Source organism: Lysinibacillus sphaericus OT4b.31, from assembly GCF_000392615.1.
Taxonomy (GTDB): Bacteria; Bacillota; Bacilli; order Bacillales_A; family Planococcaceae; genus Lysinibacillus; species Lysinibacillus sphaericus_B.
Genome location: NZ_KB933398.1, coordinates 961,247 through 980,325, shown reverse-complemented (window position 1 = coordinate 980,325; position 19,079 = coordinate 961,247). Strand labels below are relative to the sequence as shown.

14 protein-coding genes are annotated in these 19,079 nt (G+C 38.3%); 1 reads left to right on the top strand and 13 read right to left on the bottom strand.

Translation table 11 applies throughout. The features are described 5' to 3' along the window. Positions 1 to 99: 99 nt before the first annotated feature. The 9 genes from H131_RS04440 to H131_RS04400 form a co-directional block, all read right to left on the bottom strand. Complete coding sequence (locus tag H131_RS04440) at positions 100 to 1,638, bottom strand: acyl-CoA carboxylase subunit beta (protein WP_010857867.1); 1,539 nt, start codon at positions 1,636 to 1,638, stop codon at positions 100 to 102. A gap of 81 nt (positions 1,639 to 1,719) precedes the next feature. Then, the gene (locus tag H131_RS04435; RefSeq protein ID WP_010857866.1) at positions 1,720 to 2,502 is read right to left on the bottom strand and encodes an enoyl-CoA hydratase; all 783 of its coding nucleotides are present in this window, start codon (positions 2,500 to 2,502) and stop codon (positions 1,720 to 1,722) included. Beyond that, on the bottom strand, positions 2,499 to 3,416 hold the full coding sequence (locus H131_RS04430; protein ID WP_010857865.1) for a hydroxymethylglutaryl-CoA lyase: 918 nt from the start codon (positions 3,414 to 3,416) through the stop codon (positions 2,499 to 2,501). Before H131_RS04430 ends, H131_RS04435 begins: the two co-directional genes overlap by 4 nt. A gap of 12 nt (positions 3,417 to 3,428) precedes the next feature. Then, the gene (locus tag H131_RS04425) at positions 3,429 to 3,641 is read right to left on the bottom strand and encodes an acetyl-CoA carboxylase biotin carboxyl carrier protein subunit (RefSeq protein WP_010857864.1); all 213 of its coding nucleotides are present in this window, start codon (positions 3,639 to 3,641) and stop codon (positions 3,429 to 3,431) included. Positions 3,642 to 3,851: 210 nt separating this feature from the next. After that, entirely contained in the window at positions 3,852 to 5,210 is a 1,359-nt protein-coding gene (locus H131_RS04420) for an acetyl-CoA carboxylase biotin carboxylase subunit (protein ID WP_010857863.1), read from the bottom strand. Positions 5,211 to 5,224: 14 nt separating this feature from the next. Continuing rightward, a complete protein-coding gene (locus H131_RS04415) occupies positions 5,225 to 6,859 on the bottom strand; it encodes an AMP-binding protein (RefSeq protein ID WP_010857862.1) in 1,635 nt (544 codons plus the stop codon). Positions 6,860 to 6,890: 31 nt separating this feature from the next. Beyond that, entirely contained in the window at positions 6,891 to 8,033 is a 1,143-nt protein-coding gene (locus H131_RS04410) for an acyl-CoA dehydrogenase (protein WP_010857861.1), read from the bottom strand. Positions 8,034 to 8,123: 90 nt separating this feature from the next. Further along, positions 8,124 to 8,771 (bottom strand): TetR/AcrR family transcriptional regulator, encoded by a 648-nt coding sequence (locus H131_RS04405; protein WP_036131055.1) that lies wholly within the window; start codon positions 8,769 to 8,771, stop codon positions 8,124 to 8,126. 917 nt (positions 8,772 to 9,688) lie between these two features. Further along, a complete protein-coding gene (locus H131_RS04400; protein ID WP_010857858.1) occupies positions 9,689 to 10,837 on the bottom strand; it encodes a M20 peptidase aminoacylase family protein in 1,149 nt (382 codons plus the stop codon). Between the two features lie 787 nt (positions 10,838 to 11,624). Between H131_RS04400 and H131_RS04395 the strand changes: the two genes are divergently transcribed. Then, positions 11,625 to 13,817 (top strand): DNA topoisomerase III, encoded by a 2,193-nt coding sequence (locus H131_RS04395; protein ID WP_010857857.1) that lies wholly within the window; start codon positions 11,625 to 11,627, stop codon positions 13,815 to 13,817. A 421-nt stretch (positions 13,818 to 14,238) separates the two neighbouring features. On the opposite strand, the gene H131_RS04390 is transcribed toward H131_RS04395, so the two are convergent. From H131_RS04390 to H131_RS04375, 4 genes are read right to left on the bottom strand one after another with little or no spacing between them, the layout of a single operon-like run. After that, positions 14,239 to 15,378 (bottom strand): isochorismate synthase, encoded by a 1,140-nt coding sequence (locus tag H131_RS04390; RefSeq protein WP_010857856.1) that lies wholly within the window; start codon positions 15,376 to 15,378, stop codon positions 14,239 to 14,241. A gap of 14 nt (positions 15,379 to 15,392) precedes the next feature. Next, a complete protein-coding gene (locus tag H131_RS22990; protein WP_010857855.1) occupies positions 15,393 to 16,010 on the bottom strand; it encodes a 4'-phosphopantetheinyl transferase family protein in 618 nt (205 codons plus the stop codon). Further along, on the bottom strand, positions 16,007 to 16,759 hold the full coding sequence (locus H131_RS04380) for a thioesterase II family protein (protein WP_010857854.1): 753 nt from the start codon (positions 16,757 to 16,759) through the stop codon (positions 16,007 to 16,009). Before H131_RS04380 ends, H131_RS22990 begins: the two co-directional genes overlap by 4 nt. Continuing rightward, complete coding sequence (locus H131_RS04375) at positions 16,752 to 18,956, bottom strand: bifunctional Gfo/Idh/MocA family oxidoreductase/class I SAM-dependent methyltransferase (protein WP_010857853.1); 2,205 nt, start codon at positions 18,954 to 18,956, stop codon at positions 16,752 to 16,754. The genes H131_RS04380 and H131_RS04375 overlap by 8 nt, the downstream gene beginning before the upstream one ends. Positions 18,957 to 19,079: the final 123 nt, after the last annotated feature.

Below are 19,079 nucleotides of genomic sequence, written 5' to 3'. Positions count from 1 at the left end.
GCTTAAGAAAAATAACGGTCATAAAGTGAAACTTCAATTAGGCTTTGCCAGTCAGTTGTTCGACACCTAGTAGCCTCGTTGTCCTCTTTCTTTATGCCTTTATACGGGATTTACACCGTGCTTTCGTTGTGAGAACAGCAAATATTTCGACATATATAATTCTAAACGTGTTTCTAATGCCTTACGTAAATCATTCGGCTCAATGACATCATCAATAATAAGCTCTGACGCTAAACGATATATGTCAATTTCCTCTTGGTATTCTTTACGTTTTTCTGCAATAAAGTTTGCCTGCTCTTCTTTTGGAAGTTCTGCAATTTTATTTGCATAGACGGCATTTACAGCTGCTTCTGGACCCATTACGGCAATTTGTGCGTTTGATAGAGCAATACAGCAATCAGGTTCAAATGCTGGTCCCGCCATCGCATATAACCCCGCCCCATATGCCTTGCGTACAATAACTGTTAGTTTAGGCACAGTTGCTTCGCTCATAGCAAAAATCATTTTCGCACCATGACGAATAATACCAGCCTTTTCTACTTGTGTACCAATCATAAAGCCTGGTACGTCTGCTAAAAAAATTAGTGGAATGTTAAACGCATCGCATAATGAAATAAATTTCGCTGCTTTGTCAGCCGAATCGTGGAACAGTACTCCGCCCTTTACACGAGGTTGGTTAGCTATAATCCCAACAGATTGACCATTAATGCGTCCAAGCCCAGTAATTAATTCTGCAGCAAACAACTTCTTTACTTCACAGAAAGAATCTTCATCAATTAGTCGCTCAATTAACTGATACATATCAAAAGGAGCGTTTTGATTTTTTGGAATTAATTCTTCAATCGACTTGTCAAAAGATGCCGGTGGTTTCGGTTCCGCCACTTTACTGCGCTCTGCATAGTTATTCGGGAAATAGCTCAAATATTTGCGTGCATATGCGATGGCTTCCTGCTCTGATTTTGCCAGTACATCTCCACAACCAGATACAGAACAATGCATCTTAGCACCGCCCATTGTTTCTAAATCTACTTTTTCTCCAATGACCATTTCCGCCATGCGTGGCGAGCCCAAGTACATCGAAGCATTGCCCTCAACCATCACTACAATGTCACAAAATGCCGGAATATAAGCCCCTCCAGCTGCAGAAGGACCGAACAATAGGCAAATTTGCGGTACTTTGCCCGAGAGCTTTACCTGATTATAGAAAATACGCCCTGCCCCGCGACGCCCTGGGAACATTTCTAACTGATCTGTAATGCGCGCACCTGCTGAATCGACTAAATATAATAATGGGCAGTTTAGCTTCTCAGCCGTTTCTTGTATACGAATCATTTTTTCTACAGTTCGTTTCCCCCAAGAGCCTGCTTTAATTGTGGAATCGTTTGCCAAAATACATACTGTGCGACCGTGAATTTTACCAATACCTGTAACTACACCATCTGCTGGTAAATCACCTGCTAAACAGTTAGCATACAAGCCATCCTCTGATTGGAGACCATCATCTAATAATAACTCGAGTCGCTCACGTACGAATAACTTACCTTGTTGTGCATTTTTTTCGTGATATTTCGGCAATCCCCCTGCTAAAATTTGTTCTTTCATTGTATTTGTCGTATTTTCTGTCGATACGTTGCTCATGTCCAATTCCTCCTTTTGCCCAATTCATTACACCTATGCTCACCACAATCGAAATGCGAGACATTAATGAATCAAAGTACATTACTGTCCCAAATATTGTGGCGCTCGCTTTTCCTGGAAAGCAAGCAAGCCTTCCAAACGGTCCTCCGTTGGAATAAGCGCACTATATGCAAGAGATTCAATTTTCAAGCCAGTTGCTAAATCTACTTCAATACCTTGATTAATAGCAATTTTCGCCTGCATAAGAGATAACGGCGCATTTTTCGTCATTTCGAGCGCAAGTTGCTGTGCCTTTTCCTGTAGCTCATGGCCGTCAAATACATACTCTACTATGCCGTAGTCCTTTGCTTCCAATGCGTTTAATCGACGTGCTGTATATATTAATTCCTTCGCTTTTCCGATGCCAATGAGGCGCGGTAAACGTTGTGTGCCTCCTGCTCCCGGGATAATACCTAGTGATGTCTCAGTAAGACCTAATTTTGTGTGTGCGGCTGCCATACGTAAATCACAAGCAAGGGCCAACTCAAGTCCACCACCAAATGCAACACCATTTAACACAGCAATTACTGGTTGTGCCAAAGCTTCTACTTTCGCAACTGTCGCACCAATTAAGTGTACAATTTGTTTTACTTGGCGGTCAGTCATGCCTTTACGCTCTTTTAAATCTGCCCCTGCACAAAATGCCTTTTCTCCTGCGCCTGTTAGCAATACAACACGCACTGCCGGGTCTCCGTTCACTTGATCCAGCATAGTTCCAAGTTCATTCAATAACTGTACGGACATTGCATTTGCTGCTTCAGGTCTTGATAGCGTGATGAGTCCTATGTTACCTGCTAATAATTCAAAACGAACAAGTTGTGTCATAGCACATTAGCACTCCCTTCATTACGGACAATTGCCATTTGTTTAGACGCAACTGATTTCCCTAGCTTTTGTTCAATGAAATATGCCGCTTTTAACAACGAACTCATGTCCACTCCCGTTTTTATATCCATTCCATCTAATAAATACAATACATCCTCTGTGGCAATATTGCCTGATGCCCCTTTTGCGTAAGGACATCCACCAAGTCCACCTAGTGCACTATCAAATTTTGTAATCCCCATTTCTAAGGATTTCATGATATTTACAAGTGCTGTACCACGCGTATCGTGAAAATGCATGGCAAATTTTTGTGCTGGATACCTTTTGAATAGCTCTTCTAAAAGTGACTCTACTTGTGTCGGTACACCAACGCCGATTGTATCGCCTAGCGAAATTTCATCAACGCCCATTTCTAGTAATTTATCTGTTACTCGTAAAACCTTTTCTGGCTGTATGTAGCCTTCATATGGGCATCCGATTACCGTTGAGATGTAACCACGTACGCTTTTATGCTCAGCTTTCGCTGCTGTTACTACTTCCTGTAGTATAGGAAATGTTTCAGCGATTGTTTTATTGATATTATTTTGATTATGGCTTTCACTTGCAGACATAAAGACGTTCACTTCATCAATATCAGCCTGCAATGCACGTTCTAAGCCACGCATATTTGGTACAAGTGCCGCATATGTTATATCTTTTTCTCGCTTGATGGCTTGCAATACCTCTACCGCATCCGCCAATTGAGGAATCCATTTTGGATGGACAAATGACGTTACCTCAATATAATTTAATCCCGTCTGACTAAGTAAATTCACTAGCTGTATTTTATCTGCAGTAGCAATGTGTATTTTTTCATTTTGCAAACCGTCACGGGGACCAACTTCCTTTAACGTTACATGCTTCGGTAGCTGCATACAGAAGCCTCCTTATTCGATTTCTAAAATATCGTCATCTACGTTAATGAAATCTCCCTCATTGGCTACAATTTTTGACACAACGCCGTCTTCTTCTGCAGCAATCGGAATCTCCATTTTCATTGATTCTAAGATTGCTACATCTTGCCCTGCTGTTACTTTCTCGCCTTCTGCTACTACGATCTTCCATACTGTTCCTGCCATACTTGCTTTAACCATTGCCATCATAATCCCTCCAAATAATTGATAGTGAACAGGCTACTCCTAGAATCAACCTGGAATGTTCCCCATCCTCTTGTTTAAACTTTGTATGCATTTGCGCCGCCGTACACAGCGTACGATTCTCCGCTCTGCATATAAATCGTTCTTATTTACCTTTAACGCCATACGGCATGAGGCGCAAATGCTGTAGAGAAGCCCTTCATTCAAGTATCGTTATTTTGTTTCCGTTAGTTGCGGTAAATAATATTCCTCTACGAACTTAGTCGTTGTATTTCCTTGTAAAAACTGCTCATGGGTTACAGTTTTCAAGAGCATCGAAATATTAGTTTGGATGCCTTCTATTTTATACTCTTTAAGTGCTTGAATAAGTCGCTCACACGCAATCATGCGTGTTTCACCCCAGACGACTAATTTACTAATCATTGGATCATAAAACGGCGTCACCATTGAGCCAGTTTCTACTCCGCATTCATGACGAATACCTTCCCCAGTTGGCAACTCAAGTGCTGTAATCTTACCTGGGGATGGGAAGAAAGTCGTTGGATTCTCTGCATAAATTCGTACTTCTATTGCATGCCCCTTTTTTTCAATGCTGTCACGCGTAATGGTTAATGGCTGCTTAGCTGCAACTTTTAATTGTTCCTCTACTAAATCCAACTTCGTGATCTCTTCGGTCACTGGATGTTCAACTTGTAGGCGTGTATTCATCTCTAAAAAATAAAAATTTTGCTCAGCATCTACCAAGTATTCAATCGTACCGGCATTGACATAGCCTATATGTTTGACTGCCTGTATAGAAGCTTCTAACATACGCAGCCGTGTTTCTTCTGAGATGAATGGAGATGGTGCCTCCTCCACTACTTTTTGATTGCGCCTTTGAATAGAGCACTCCCGTTCAAATAACGGCACAACATTACCCGCATGATCAGCGATAATTTGCACTTCCACATGATGGGGATTCGCAATAAATCGTTCCATATACATCGTGCCATCACCAAAAAACGATTGTGCGCGTTTTTGATTACCTTCGAAGGCTTTCGCTAACTCGTCGTCATTTTCCACGAGTTGCATACCGATACCACCGCCACCAGCAGAAGCTTTCAACATAATGGGATATCCTAGACGGGAAGCAATTTCAATAGCTTCAGCACTATCTTGCACTGCTGTTTCTACACCTTCTACAATGGGTACACCTGCCGCTTTCATCGTCTTTCTAGCTTCTAATTTACTGCCCATTGACGCAATAACATCGGCACTCGGTCCAATAAAGACTAGGCCTTCTTCTGTACAGCGTTGAGCAAATTTAGCGTTTTCCGATAATAAGCCATAACCAGGATGGATGGCATCAGCACCACTTTCCCTTGCTACTTCAAGAATACGTTCCATATTTAAATAGCTTTGTGCTACAGGTGGCTTTCCAATACAAAATGCTTGGTCTGCCTCCCTAACATGTAAACTTTCAGCATCCGCTTCTGAATAAACAGCGACAGTCTGAATATTCAGTCGTTTACATGTTCTAATAATACGTCTAGCTATTTCACCACGATTGGCAATTAAAATTTTCTCAAACATTTTTCTGCCCCCTTTTACTTCACCGTTGCAGCAAAGCCCTCACGTAATTTAAATTTTTGTACTTTTCCTGACGCTGTCATTGGATAGTGCTCAATAAAGAATATATACTTTGGAATTTTATGTTTCGAAATTTTATCTCTACAAAAATCTCGAATTTCATCTTCTGTTACCTGTTCACCTTCACGTAAAATTATCCATGCAGCCGCTTCCTCCCCATAAACTGGATCAGGTACGCCTGCCACCTGTACATCAGAAATTTTCGGATGAGTGTAAAGAAATTCCTCAATTTCACGTGGATATAAATTTTCACCACCACGGATAATCATGTCCTTCAAACGACCAGTTACTCGGACATAACCTGCTTCATCCTTCGTTGCCAAATCACCTGTGTGAAGCCAACCTTTCTGATCGATAGCAAGTTTTGTTTCCTCAAGATTTTTGTAGTAGCCCTTCATTACGTGATAGCCTCTAGTACAGAGCTCACCTTGCTCATTTGGAGCTGCTTCCTCATCTGTGCCAGGAACCATGATTTTCACTTCTAGACTTGGTAATGCACGACCAACTGTCTCGACTTTTAAATCGAATGGGTCATCTGCTCTCGTTTGTGTAATAACGGGTGAAGCTTCGGTTTGCCCATAGCAGATTGTCACATCTGTCATCCCCATTTTGTCAATAACAGCTTTCATGACTTCGATTGGACAGTTAGAGCCGGCCATTACACCTGTGCGTAATGATGATAACTCATATGACGAAAAATTCGGTAAATTCAATTCACTGATAAACATCGTCGGTACGCCATGTAACGCTGTACATTTTTCTTTCGCTACTGTTCGTAACACTTCCGTAGGTGAGAACTCCTGTACTGGCACCATCGTCCCCCCGCTTGTTGTAATCGCTAATGTACCAATGACGCAGCCAAAGCAATGGAAAAATGGAACAGGTATACATAAGCGATCTTCGTAGGTTAATCGCATGCATTCAGCAATATTTAATGCATTATTCACTAAGTTATAATGCGTTAACATTACGCCCTTTGGAAATCCAGTTGTCCCTGATGTATATTGAATATTAATGACGTCATCATAATGTAGCGTTTGCTGTCTTTGATGTAATTGTTCTTCTGTCACTTGTTCAGCAGCAGTTAATACATCTGACCAATTGAGCACACCAGGGTATTTCGTATTGCCAATTAAAATAACATTTTTCAATAAAGGTAGTCGCTTCGATTGTAAATTACCTGGTTCACAATGTTCTAGCTCCGGACATAACTCTTGCAGTGTATTGATAAAAGAATGGTCTCGAAAATTTTCAATTAAAATAATCGTTTTTGCATCTGATTGCTTTAATAAATATTCCAATTCATGTGCACGATAATTTGTGTTTACAGTGACAATTGGGGCACCCATTTTTCCTGTACCAAACTGTAGCTGCACCCATTCAGGTACATTTGTTGTCCACACAGCAATATGGTCTCCCTTTTCAATGCCAAGGGACATTAATGCTCTAGCAACTAAGCGACTTTGGTGATTTAGCTCCTCATAAGTCATTCGCAAATCTCTATCTGCATACACAAGTGCTTCACGTTTCGGATACTTTTCAGTTTGTTCATCTAGCAACTGACCAATTGTTTGATACACCAGTTGTGCCATGAAAATCCCCCTTATATGTGCTATTTACTTATTAACAGCCTATTAGACGAGAAATAACAAGTCTTTGAATCTCTGATGTACCTTCACCAATTTCCATTAATTTAATGTCACGCAAATGACGCTCTACGTCATATTCCTTCATATATCCTGAACCACCGTGAATTTGAATTGCTTGATTGCAAGTACGGAAACCCATTTCTGAAGCAAATAATTTTGCCATCGCTGCTTCTTTGCCAAATGGTTTCTTTTGATCCTTTAACCATGCTGCCTTATGTACTAACGTACGAGCAAGCTCTATTTCCATTGCCATGTCAGCTAATTTAAACTGTATTGCTTGTAATTTGGAGATAGGTGCCCCAAATTGTTCGCGTTCTTTTGCGAATTGCAATGCTTTTTCATAGGCTGCCTGCGCGATTCCCACTGATAACGCTGCGATAGAAATTCGTCCCCCATCTAAAGTATTTAAAAATTGGCTAAATCCACGTTTTTCATCACCTAATAGATTAGTCCTTGGTACACGGACGTTTTGTAATACAATCTCACATGTATTTGAGCCACGCACACCCATTTTGTCATAATTACAGTTGATTGTTACACCAGGTGTATTAGTCGGTACGATAATAGACGAGATAATTTTTTTACCATCTTCGCGTTTACCTGTTACTGCAGTCACGATAATTTGACGGGCATGACCTGCATTCGTAATCCAACATTTTTCACCATTAATGACATAATCATCACCATCAACCACCGCTGTTGTGCGTGTGCCTCCAGCATCAGAGCCTGCATTGGGCTCTGTTAAACCAAATGCCCCCAGTGTTTCACCCTTCGCTAAAGGAACAAGCCATTCACGTTTTTGCTCCTCTGTTCCAAAATTATAAATTGGCGAAGCACCTAAGCTAACTGCAGCTGCATAACTTAACCCTGTTCCCCCACACGCGCGACCAATTTCTTCAACAGCAATTGCATAAGATACCGTATCTCCACCTGAACCACCGTATTCTTCAGGAAACGGGATACCCAATAAGCCTAGTTCTGCCATTTTTTCAAAGCTTTCTATTCTCATTGTGGAAGTTTCATCTACTTCACGCGCATAAGGTTTAATTTCTTTTTCTGCAAAATCACGAACCATGTCTCGAATCATCACTTGCTCTTTTGTTAGTTCAAAATTCATTCCAAGTTCCCCCTAGTTTTAAATTCGCCATAGCAGATTTTGTTAAGATTACAATTGCTTAAATCTGTACCGACTAGTCGGTTTGTATTACTAATTAATAAAACCAGTCCCTGTAGCTGGCTTCACCTCTACCATAAATTGAATTGCTTCTTCCATAGCTTGTTCAGTGACGATTGCACGTAATATCATATCCGTAAAGACTTCCGTAATTTCATCCATAGTCAATGGCCCTGTTTGTTTAAACCATTTATATGTCCAGTTAATCATCCCAACAATGGCCATTGTTACAATCGTACACGGCAATTCCGAACGAAAATCATTTGTCGCCTGACCTTCAGCAATAACTTTCTGTAAAATATCCCGATATTGGTCACGTTTTTTATGAATAAGCTCGCTGTACTCTTCTGGTAGCGAACGACTTTCTTCATAAAATACAATTATATGTGCCTGATACACATCAAACACTTGTGACAGCGTATGAACCATTGCACATAAACGTGTAATCGGTGTGTTGTATTGATCGTAAGCTTCCTGTGATTGCTTTATAACATAGGAAATAAACACATCATGAATTTCATACAACAATTCATCCTTTGATTTGAAATTATGATAAAACCCACCTTTTGATGCACCAATATATTCGACAATTCGGTCGACAGTTACACTGTGGTAGCCATCTTGCTGAAACAGTACTACAGAAGCGTCTACAATTCGTTGTTTTAATGTTTTCTTTACCATAGGCATCCATCATCCTCTTTATGACTCTACTCCATCATCCCCTATAATCAGGAAATAACTTTTTACTTATTTTACCTAATTATAAAAATACTATGACACCATTAATATAGCATTCTCAAAAAAAGGTGTCTAGCATTAACAAAGAAATTAAAAGTAATTACGAGAATTTATTTTACTTAATGTAGAAATAATTACATCACTTAAATTCCGTATGATACTTATCTTTATATAATATCTTTCAATAGCTCAATATAATTTCTCTTTTTAGCTATAGAAATTTACTTTGTGTCAATTATTACTCATATACATAATATGTATGAATTCCATTAAGCTTTCATGCACCCATTTTCGCAATAAAAAAAGAGGCTTCTTAAAGTCTATTTTCTTGGGTCTAGCATGTGTTATTGAATTTTTGATACACAGTTTCGATTTAATAGACCTACAACTACTTAGGACACCATTAAATTTTCTAGCCATAAAGAAGGGCACCCATCAACCGTTCGTCTTCCTGTTCAGCAATCGGCAAATCCATCGTAAAAATTGAATAGACCAGTATAATGAGAATAATCTCCTTAAATAAGGTATTACCATTACTATTATATAAATAATATTTTTTACATTTAATTACAATGTTAAAATAGTAAGATTCACCATATAACACTACCGACCATCGGATTTGCCTCTTTCTTGTTCATTTAGGTCAATATGATGTTGGTCACTTAGGCGACGCCATAGGACGTGGCTCTCTTAGTCTACGTTCCTCAATAATCGGCTGATGGTAAACATTCCATCTAGTAAGTTCCGTATTACAGGCGCTTAAGCCCTTTCTACAAACAAGAGATTAAGCGCATTGTGTATTAGTCTCTTTGTGTCACTACATTCAGGTCGTTGAATGAATGCTGCACTAGTGCACTCTGTTACGGCTTGCTATCTCCATGCGAAGTTACATCTGATAACGCACGTAAAATAGCTTTTGTAATAATATCTACACCTGTTACAAGACGTTCTCTATTAAATGTCATGTTTGGATGATGTAATCCTGGTGTAACTCCACAGCCTAGTCCAAGCATCGTAGCTTTGAGCTCTGGTTTTTCATACGTATAAAAATGAAAGTCTTCCCCGCCTGGTGTAACAACTGGTGATGCGCACGCTGTATGCCCAACCACATCAATAATCGCTGCACGCATATGTTCCAATGCCTCATCATGCACTAGTGCAGCGACAATATGAGCAGCTACTTGCAGGTCGATCTTTGCACTATACATTACCTCTACAGATGCCTTTACACGTTCAATACCTTCTGTTAACGCATGCATCACTTCATTCGTTTGTGCTCGCGCATCAATACTAAATGTTGCTTTTCCAGGAATAACATTAGCGGAAGTGCCTCCTGCATTAAATTGTGTCATTTTAGCCGAAGCCGATACATTCGGATCTGTCCAAATTTTTTGTAGCCCTTCTACAATTGCTGCCCCTACCTCAATCGCATTAATGCCAAGTTCAGGCCATGCACCATGTGCCTGTTCTCCGAAAATGGTACCCGTAAAAAGCTTCGCCGCTCCATGATACAGTGCTGGTGCATACGTTCCATCCTGTAATTCTTTAAGTGGACGAACATGAACCCCGAACAAGTAGTCCAAGTCATCAATAATACCTTTTTCGACTAATGCACGAGCACCCTCTGCCTTCTCTTCTGCCGGTTGAAAAAGGATACGCACTGCACCAGGAAGTGCTGGCTCCATGCCCTTTAAAAGTAATGCCGTCCCAATAGCCATCGTCATATGGCCATCGTGTCCACAAGAATGATTTGCCTTAAAAACACCGTCTACTTCTTGCCAAAGCGCGTCTATATCTGTTCGAAAGCCTACCTTTGGCGTTCCTTTACCAATATCAACATAAAGCCCCGTCATGTCGTCGAACATTTGTGGATCCAAATTGGCTTCCTTCAGTAAATTTGCAATGTATTGTGTCGTTTGCTGTTCCTGCCAACTAATTTCTGCATGCGCATGTAAATGTGAAAAAATTTCAGCCATTCTTGGCTGTAAACTTTGTAAAACCTTATTCATTTTATTCAACTCCATCGATTTCATAAAAACGGGCTTTTCAAAAAGTTCTTGCTTTAATTTCAACTAATTTTGCAAACTACTACTGTTGCCTATATGTGCATCGTAACCTCTCGCTGCAATTGTGCATATCCCGATAATCCAATTGCATAGCAAATCGAATAACTGTCGTTTCGCTTACCCCTGCTTGCCCCCAACATTTGTAGCTGAGTGCATACCAACAAACTGCTAATTGTAAAAATAAAGGTTGCTACTTTTTGTTGGCTTTTTGAAATTGTATGAAATATTTCTTGCATGATATGTAATATTGACCTATTATCCACCAAATTGAAGTGCACCCTTTTTTCATTTGATTTTCCGAATCATATACATATTTTTCCACGTTACATAGCCTAGCATAGTGATTTTCACGCTTCAATATTTTTTCTAAAATTTCTGTTTTTAAGTTTTTTTCTAATTGAATATAAGATAGCGCCAACTACGATTACGTAATGACGTAAGAAACGTTCTGGTCAAATGACAGCAATATTTGAAAACTTCCCTACAATTAGATCAATTCAGCTACTAAATAGTCTCCTGGAGAATCAAAATATATTGGAGATAAAATCGCTCGTCATCATAATTCAATAACCTCGTATTTTCTATCTCTATTCAAACAATACGATAGTAATTTTCATGATATGTATAGGAATTTTAGATTCCATTCTAAATCGTGACTTCAGCATAATAATTATTATTATGATTTCGATATGCTATATTAAACACAAGGATTTATGAAAGGATGTTATTTATGGCTAAAAGTGTAGTACTAGCTGAAAAACCCTCAGTAGCTCGCGATATCGCGCGTGTGTTGAATTGCAATAAAAAAGGAAATGGTTATCTTGAAGGAGATAAATACATTGTTACATGGGCTCTAGGTCATCTTGTAACGTTAGCTGATCCAGAAAGCTATGATGTGAAATATAAAACATGGAACTTAGAAGATTTGCCAATGTTACCAGAACGTCTTAAATTGACGGTTATTAAACAATCAGGTAAACAATACAACGCTGCAAAAGCTCAATTAACACGTGGTGATGTAAATGAAATCATCATTGCGACTGATGCTGGGCGTGAAGGTGAGCTTGTGGCACGCTGGATTATCGAAAAAGCGAAGGTAAATAAACCAATTAAGCGACTGTGGATATCATCTGTAACAGATAAAGCGATTAAAGATGGTTTTGCTAATTTAAAGCCTGGTAAAGCATACGAAAATTTATATCATGCAGCAGTAGCACGTTCTGAGGCAGATTGGTATTTGGGGCTGAATGCAACAAGAGCGCTCAGTACAAAATATAATTCTCAATTAAATACAGGACGTGTGCAAACGCCTGTCGTGGCAATTATCGCGAAACGTGAAGATGAAATTAAGCACTTCAAGCCACAAACATATTACGGTATTGAAGCACAAACAGCTGATAAGCTAAAACTAACTTGGCAAGATAAAAACGGTAATAGTCGTAGCTTCGATAAAGAAAAGGTCGATGCAATCGTTAAAAAGCTTGGCAGCAAGGATGCTCTTGTAACTGATATTGATCGTAAACCTAAAAAGATGTTTTCTCCAGGACTTTATGACTTAACAGAGCTACAACGTGATGCGAATAAAATCTTTGGATATTCTGCAAAAGAAACGCTGAACATTATGCAAAAGCTGTATGAGCAGCATAAAGTATTAACGTACCCTCGTACAGATTCACGTTATATCTCATCCGACATCGTTAGTACCCTTCCTGAGCGTTTAAAAGCGTGTGGAATTGGCGAATATCGTTCTTTAACAAACAAAGTCTTAAACAAACAAATAAAGGCTTCTAAATCGTTTGTAGATGATAGTAAGGTATCAGACCACCATGCCATCATTCCAACCGAGGGTTACGTGAATTTCTCTGCGATGACCGATAAGGAGCGAAAAATCTATGACCTTGTTATCAAACGGTTCTTAGCCGTTCTTTTCCCTGCTTTTGAATACGAACAGCTTACATTGAATGCAACAATTGGCGATGAGAAATTTGTTGCGCGTGGCAAAACAATTATCAACGCTGGTTGGAAAGAAGTGTACGAAAATCGATTTGATGATGACGACCAAGGTGAAGATGTTAAAGAACAAATCCTTCCTCGTCTAGAAAAAGGACAAACATTAAAAACAAAACTAATTGCACAAACGTCAGGGCAAACAAAGCCACCTGCACGCTTCAATGAGGCGACCTTACTATCTGCAATGGAAAACCCTGCGAAATACATGGAAACAAGCGATAAACAGCTTGCAGACACGTTAAAATCTACTGGCGGACTTGGTACGGTTGCCACTCGTGCAGATATTATTGAAAAGCTATTTAATTCATTCGTGATTGAAAAGCGTGGTAAAGACATTCATATTACATCAAAAGGTCGTCAGCTGCTTGATTTAGTACCAGAAGAATTAAAGTCCCCTGCTACGACAGCCCAGTGGGAGCAAAAGCTAGAGCAAATCGCGAACGGTAAACTAAAAAAAGAAACCTTTATCAATGAAATGAAAAATCATACAAAAGAAATCGTTTCTACTATCAAATCTAGTGATAAAAAATATAAACATGACAACATCTCAACAAAATCGTGCCCAGATTGCGGTAAACCAATGCTTGAAGTGAATGGCAAAAAAGGCAAAATGCTTGTGTGCCAGGATCGCGAATGTGGTCATCGTAAAAACGTAGCTCGTGTCACAAATGCTCGCTGTCCACAATGTAAGAAAAAGTTAGAACTTCGTGGTGAGGGCGATGGTCAAATTTTCGTATGTAAATGTGGTCATCGTGAAAAGTTATCTGCATTCGAAGCCCGCCGTAAAAAAGAAGGCGGCGGTAAAGTAGACAAACGTGCTGTACAAAACTATATGAAACAGCAGAATAAAGCGGAAGAGCCAATTAATAACGCCTTTGCGGATTTATTAAAAGGACTAAAGTTTGATGAATAGGTGGATTAAATATTAATAAAAAAACATGTAGCCCAGACTGACGATAAAAGGTATTCGGAATGTGATTATTCCGAATACCTTTTGATATTTTATCACAAATAGTAATACCAAATAGCCCCTATTAACGACAGAAGTAAGCTACGAGCAACTATTTTTACTATTGGATTTGGCCATGTCTAATTAGCTGCTTCTTAAAATTCATAGCAGTAAAAGTAAGCATCGCCTGCAAGCCATGCCCGCGAAAAGCGGCCGCCGTAGCGGCAATCAACGGGTTCATACAAACTCTATTTTTTGAATTTGTCTACATCAGTTAGACATGCCAGATTGTAGACAAAAGGTTTCGGGCATGCTGACCATACCCGAAACCTTGTTAATTGGATTGCCCTCTTTAAGTCAAATTACTAAAACTGAACACTTGTAATTACTCTGTTATCCCCATTGCATCTAACATGGTTGTGAATTTTGCCGAAATCTCATTGTATTCACTATCCTGCTCTGAGCTATTAACAATGCCAGCTCCCGCAAATAATGTAATATCCTTATTATTTATTTCAGCACAACGAATGGTAATTACCCATTCCCCGTCACCTTTACTGTCCATATACCCAACTATGCCTGTATAAAAACCTCGGTTAAATGGCTCTGTTTTCTGTATAAAGTCTAAAGATTGTTTTTGTGGCGCTCCACATATTGCAGGTGTGGGGTGTAACAATTGAGCCAAATCCAATGCATCCATCGTATCATTTTTAACTTTGCCTTTGATAACAGTAGATAAATGAATCATTGTATCTGTATAAAGGATTGCTGGCTTGTCATTGAATTCCATATCACTTAAATAAGGGCGTAATGTCTCACACATATAATCCACAACGATTTTATGTTCATGCAAATCCTTTTCTGAGTTAAGCAATTCTTTTTCTAAATCGGTATCTTTTACCTTATTAAACGTTTGTTTGCGTGAACCAGCTAATGGATTAATCGTGACACTATTTCCTTCCTTTTTAACGAGCAACTCTGGACTTGCCCCAATAAGGTTTTGGAAGTCATCCATACCAATTGAAAAAATATAGCCTTGTTTATTTTTATATATTAAGTTTTTTAACCATGAAGAGATTTGCGGCTCAGTTTCTAAATGGAAGTTTAATGTTCTTGCCAGAACTACTTTTTTAAATTGCTTATCATTAATACAATGAATTGCATTTGACACCATGGCGTTAAATTGCTGTCTATCAGGCATAACTTTACTATGTTCTACAGTCAAGGGCTGAGAAGCTATTTGTAAGTCATCTATGAAATCAGACTTATGATAATACGCAAGTTTTTTTGGAACAATAATTGTTGCTTTAGAACGTCCATCAAATGGAATCGCCCCAATAATCATTTGATTGTTATATTGCTTTTGTAAGCCTCTTATTTCTTCTTTGAACTTTGAAGGATCTTTATATTCTATAGTCAATCTTTTTTGTCCCTCTTTACACAACAACAGTTTTTCAGGTGTCTTAAATAAGGTATCCTGGTTTTGAAAATTCTGAAGGATTTCAGAAAGTTTTATTTTTTCCATAGTTTTCAACTCACTTATTTGAAATAGTTATTATCTGCTTCTTCTATTAATAGGTTCTGTCTGATATTCACTACATTTATTTTCATCTGTATATTACTAACGAGAGACAGACGGTATAGATTATCAACGATCATTGAATGACAACATACATCCCCTACCGCTGTTTTAATTTGCTGATTTTTGAGAGAAAAACTTACTTCTGCCAGGTTCATATTTAAGCCCACACCCAGCATTTTGGCATAAGCTTCTTTTAATGTCCAAATGGTATAAAAATAATCTAGCTTTTCTTCTTCTAATGTGAATTTATTGAATTGTGCTATTTCTTGTTCACTCATAAAATAGTCAATACAGTCAAACTCAATTGGCCTTAAACATTCAATATCTATACCAATAAAACTCCCTACTGAAACAGCACCTACAAGATAATGACCCGTGTGTGATATATTAAAATGAAGGTCAGCATAGCCTGGTAATTTTACATACGGCTTTCCATAGGGGCCAAATTCAAATTGAATTTCCTTGCATCCCGTTTCCTTAAAGAGAATATAGCGCTTAAAAAAATCAGAATCATGATTACTGCTATCACTTGTTCTATATAAATAGACATTTATGGATTGAAGTAAGTTTGTCATAATGCGTTGACGTTATGATGAATGATGCTGTCTTCAATTATTTTTAAATACTTGTTACCTAATTCATAAAAGAAAAAGTGACCACCCTGAAATTTTTGAATAGAAAATTCATTATGCGTCATCTCTTGCCACTGTAGTATATCTGTCTCAGTTAAATCCATATCATCCTCTCCGTAATGAGCAATAATCGGCGTGTTCAATTTCTGTCCATTATAGGAAAAAGACTCATGCAAGATATAATCATTTTTTATAGAGGGGATAACAAAATTAATAAATTCTTGATTTTCTAATAATTGTTGTGGCGTACCACCTTGTCGATGTAACTCCTGTATTAAATAATGATCTGCCATCGTTGAATGATATCGATCCTTGCCTTCACAATGAGGTGCTTGGCGACTTACCACGACTAAAAGTTGAAGTTCTATGTCTGTAAAATTTTCAAGATAGTGAGCGACTTCAAATGCCATTGCGGCACCCATGCTATGTCCGAGTAAGACTACTTTTCTATTTTTTGAAATACTTTCAATGGCTTTTGCCATTTTCACACCTAATTCAGTAATGTTTAAAATGGGTTCTTCAATTCTTCGTGTTCCTTTCCCTGGTAGTTCTACACCATAAACATTTACTTGCTTACATTCTGACACCCAACCTTTAAAATTGGAGGCTGATCCACCAGCATGATGAAAGCAAAATAAATTAACTTCACGCAGATTATCACGTGAGAATGGAAACCATACTTTCCTATCCATTACAGCTTCCTCCTTCTATTTTTTCTAGCACAAATAATCGCTGCCCTAGCGGATATAATTTATGTCCTTTATCCGGTTGAATAGACATACATTTGAATCCCACTTCATTAAATATTTCCAACCACTGTGAAGTCGTTAAAAAAGTAGAGGATGTCCCTTTTCTTTTATCATCAGCAGGCTCCATCATAAATACTTGTGAAATTAATATTTGTAACGATTCACCATCTGCTTCTGTTAGTAAGACCATGCCATCATTTTTTAATAACAATTTCAGTCTTAATAAAACCTCTTTTGTATTTTTGACATTATTTAAAACACCCGCTGCTAGAATAATGTTTTGAGAATCATTCTCAATTAATGACATATCTGTCTCGTTTTCTATATCTAATTTCATATAGTCCATCCAGTTAATGTCTTGGAACGTTTTTTTGGCTTCATTGAGAAAATAACTAGAAACATCACTAAACATATAACGTTTTATATTTTTTTGTAGTTGATTGTTAATAATGGCATCTATGACCACTGTAGAGGTGGCACCTGTTCCAGCACCAATTTCTAATAATTGCACCTCGTTTTTCAGAGCAATTCGTGCTTTGACAATATTGGATACTTCGTTATTGAGATAATAAGCGATCATTGTTTCCTTGTATAAGGCTGTTGCTATATCCATCTCACCATCTTGGAATAGTAGTTGTACAGCAGACTGTTTCCCCGTCAATAAATCACCTAGTAGTAGCGCGTGACGATAAAAATAGTCCATGACTTTCTCCGGCATTAATTGCTCTGACCAGCGTGATTTGAGTCCTAGCCAATCACGTTGCACTTCATCAGAAGTCAGGACTGGATAGTTCAATACATAACCTGTATGTACACAAATAAGATAATCATGCTTTGCAAGTGATGTTAACCATCTTTTGAGGACAAATTGAAAGTTCTCGGCTATTTTGATTGAACTGTTAATATCGTCAAATCGATATACTTTACCTTTCGTATTTAACGTATTGTTCTTTTGGAGTTCTAGTAAAATGGTTTTTAAACAAACCTCGTTAAATTTCGCTACAGCTTGTTGAACACTATCCACTGTTAATTGTTCATATCGATAGTCCATAGTCGCTTCTTTACGAAACTGTGTTTTTATCTCCTCGATATTTAAGAATGGTTTTTCCGTTTTCCTATAATCATTGGGATAACCCAATGCACTCGTTATATCACTCCACAGCTGTGCTGTTTGAATAATCTGTTGACCCTCTTTCCTCATCTCTATCGAATTCATGTCCTTCGTTATCAAGTTATATAATCTCTCGACATCTTTTAAAATAGCTGATGGCCAAGTCGTTGTCAGAATCTCTTGATACGTCGAATTGTAATTTGGTTCAAAGCCCTCAAAAACTGGCGTAGTTAGTGAATATGAAGATTGTTGCTTCAACTCTCTAGGAATAAGAGCAATATCAGGTATTTGCATCCTGGGTGTCCAAACGACCGGCCCATTGGTATCAAAAAGAGTTAATTTACCACTATCGAACCCTAATGTTATCTGATGCATTAAATGCATGTAACTATCAGAGACCACTACATCTACTTGATTTTGTGCTCTAATCGTTGTCGGAACACCTTTTATCATTATGGAGAGGATTTGAAACGGCATATTGTCTGAAATAAAATCTTTCACTCCCCAAGGTTGTAAATTTCCAAAGAGCTTTGCTAATATATGGGCTAATGGAAATGAAACTTGGGTTGCCATATCAACATTAAGGTATACAAGATCTTCTTTCTCCATAATTTTTTGAGCAATTCCAATAAATTTTGTTACATAAGGCAAATTTACATATAGATCTCCCACGATAAACTTAACATTATATTGTTTGGCCACACGGTAACATTCTAGTAAATTTTGATAATGGACTGGCTGTTCTAATAAGACATGAATTCCCTTTTTCATGAACTGTATAGCGAGCTCTGTACCAGAGCCCCCCATAATACTAGTAGGTACAACAATGCAAGCAATATCAATATCTTTAGGTACATCCTCTATATCCGTATATAAGTCCGTTTTATAAACGCTAGCACAACTACGCGACCTTTGACTTCCTTGCGCTAAAATACCAGATAATTCAAATAAATTAGATTTCTGTATGGCTTCTAAATAAAATTGGCCAAACCTTGTACCACACACAAGCACACGTAATTTTCGGGTCAATCCCTTATCATCCTTTCACTTGGTTCTACAAAATTAGTAAATATCGAATTCGTTAGTCTTCAGCTTAAAATGGAGCTTTTAGCGAACATGACATTTAGCAGAAACTCATTCTGTCCTTGGTTG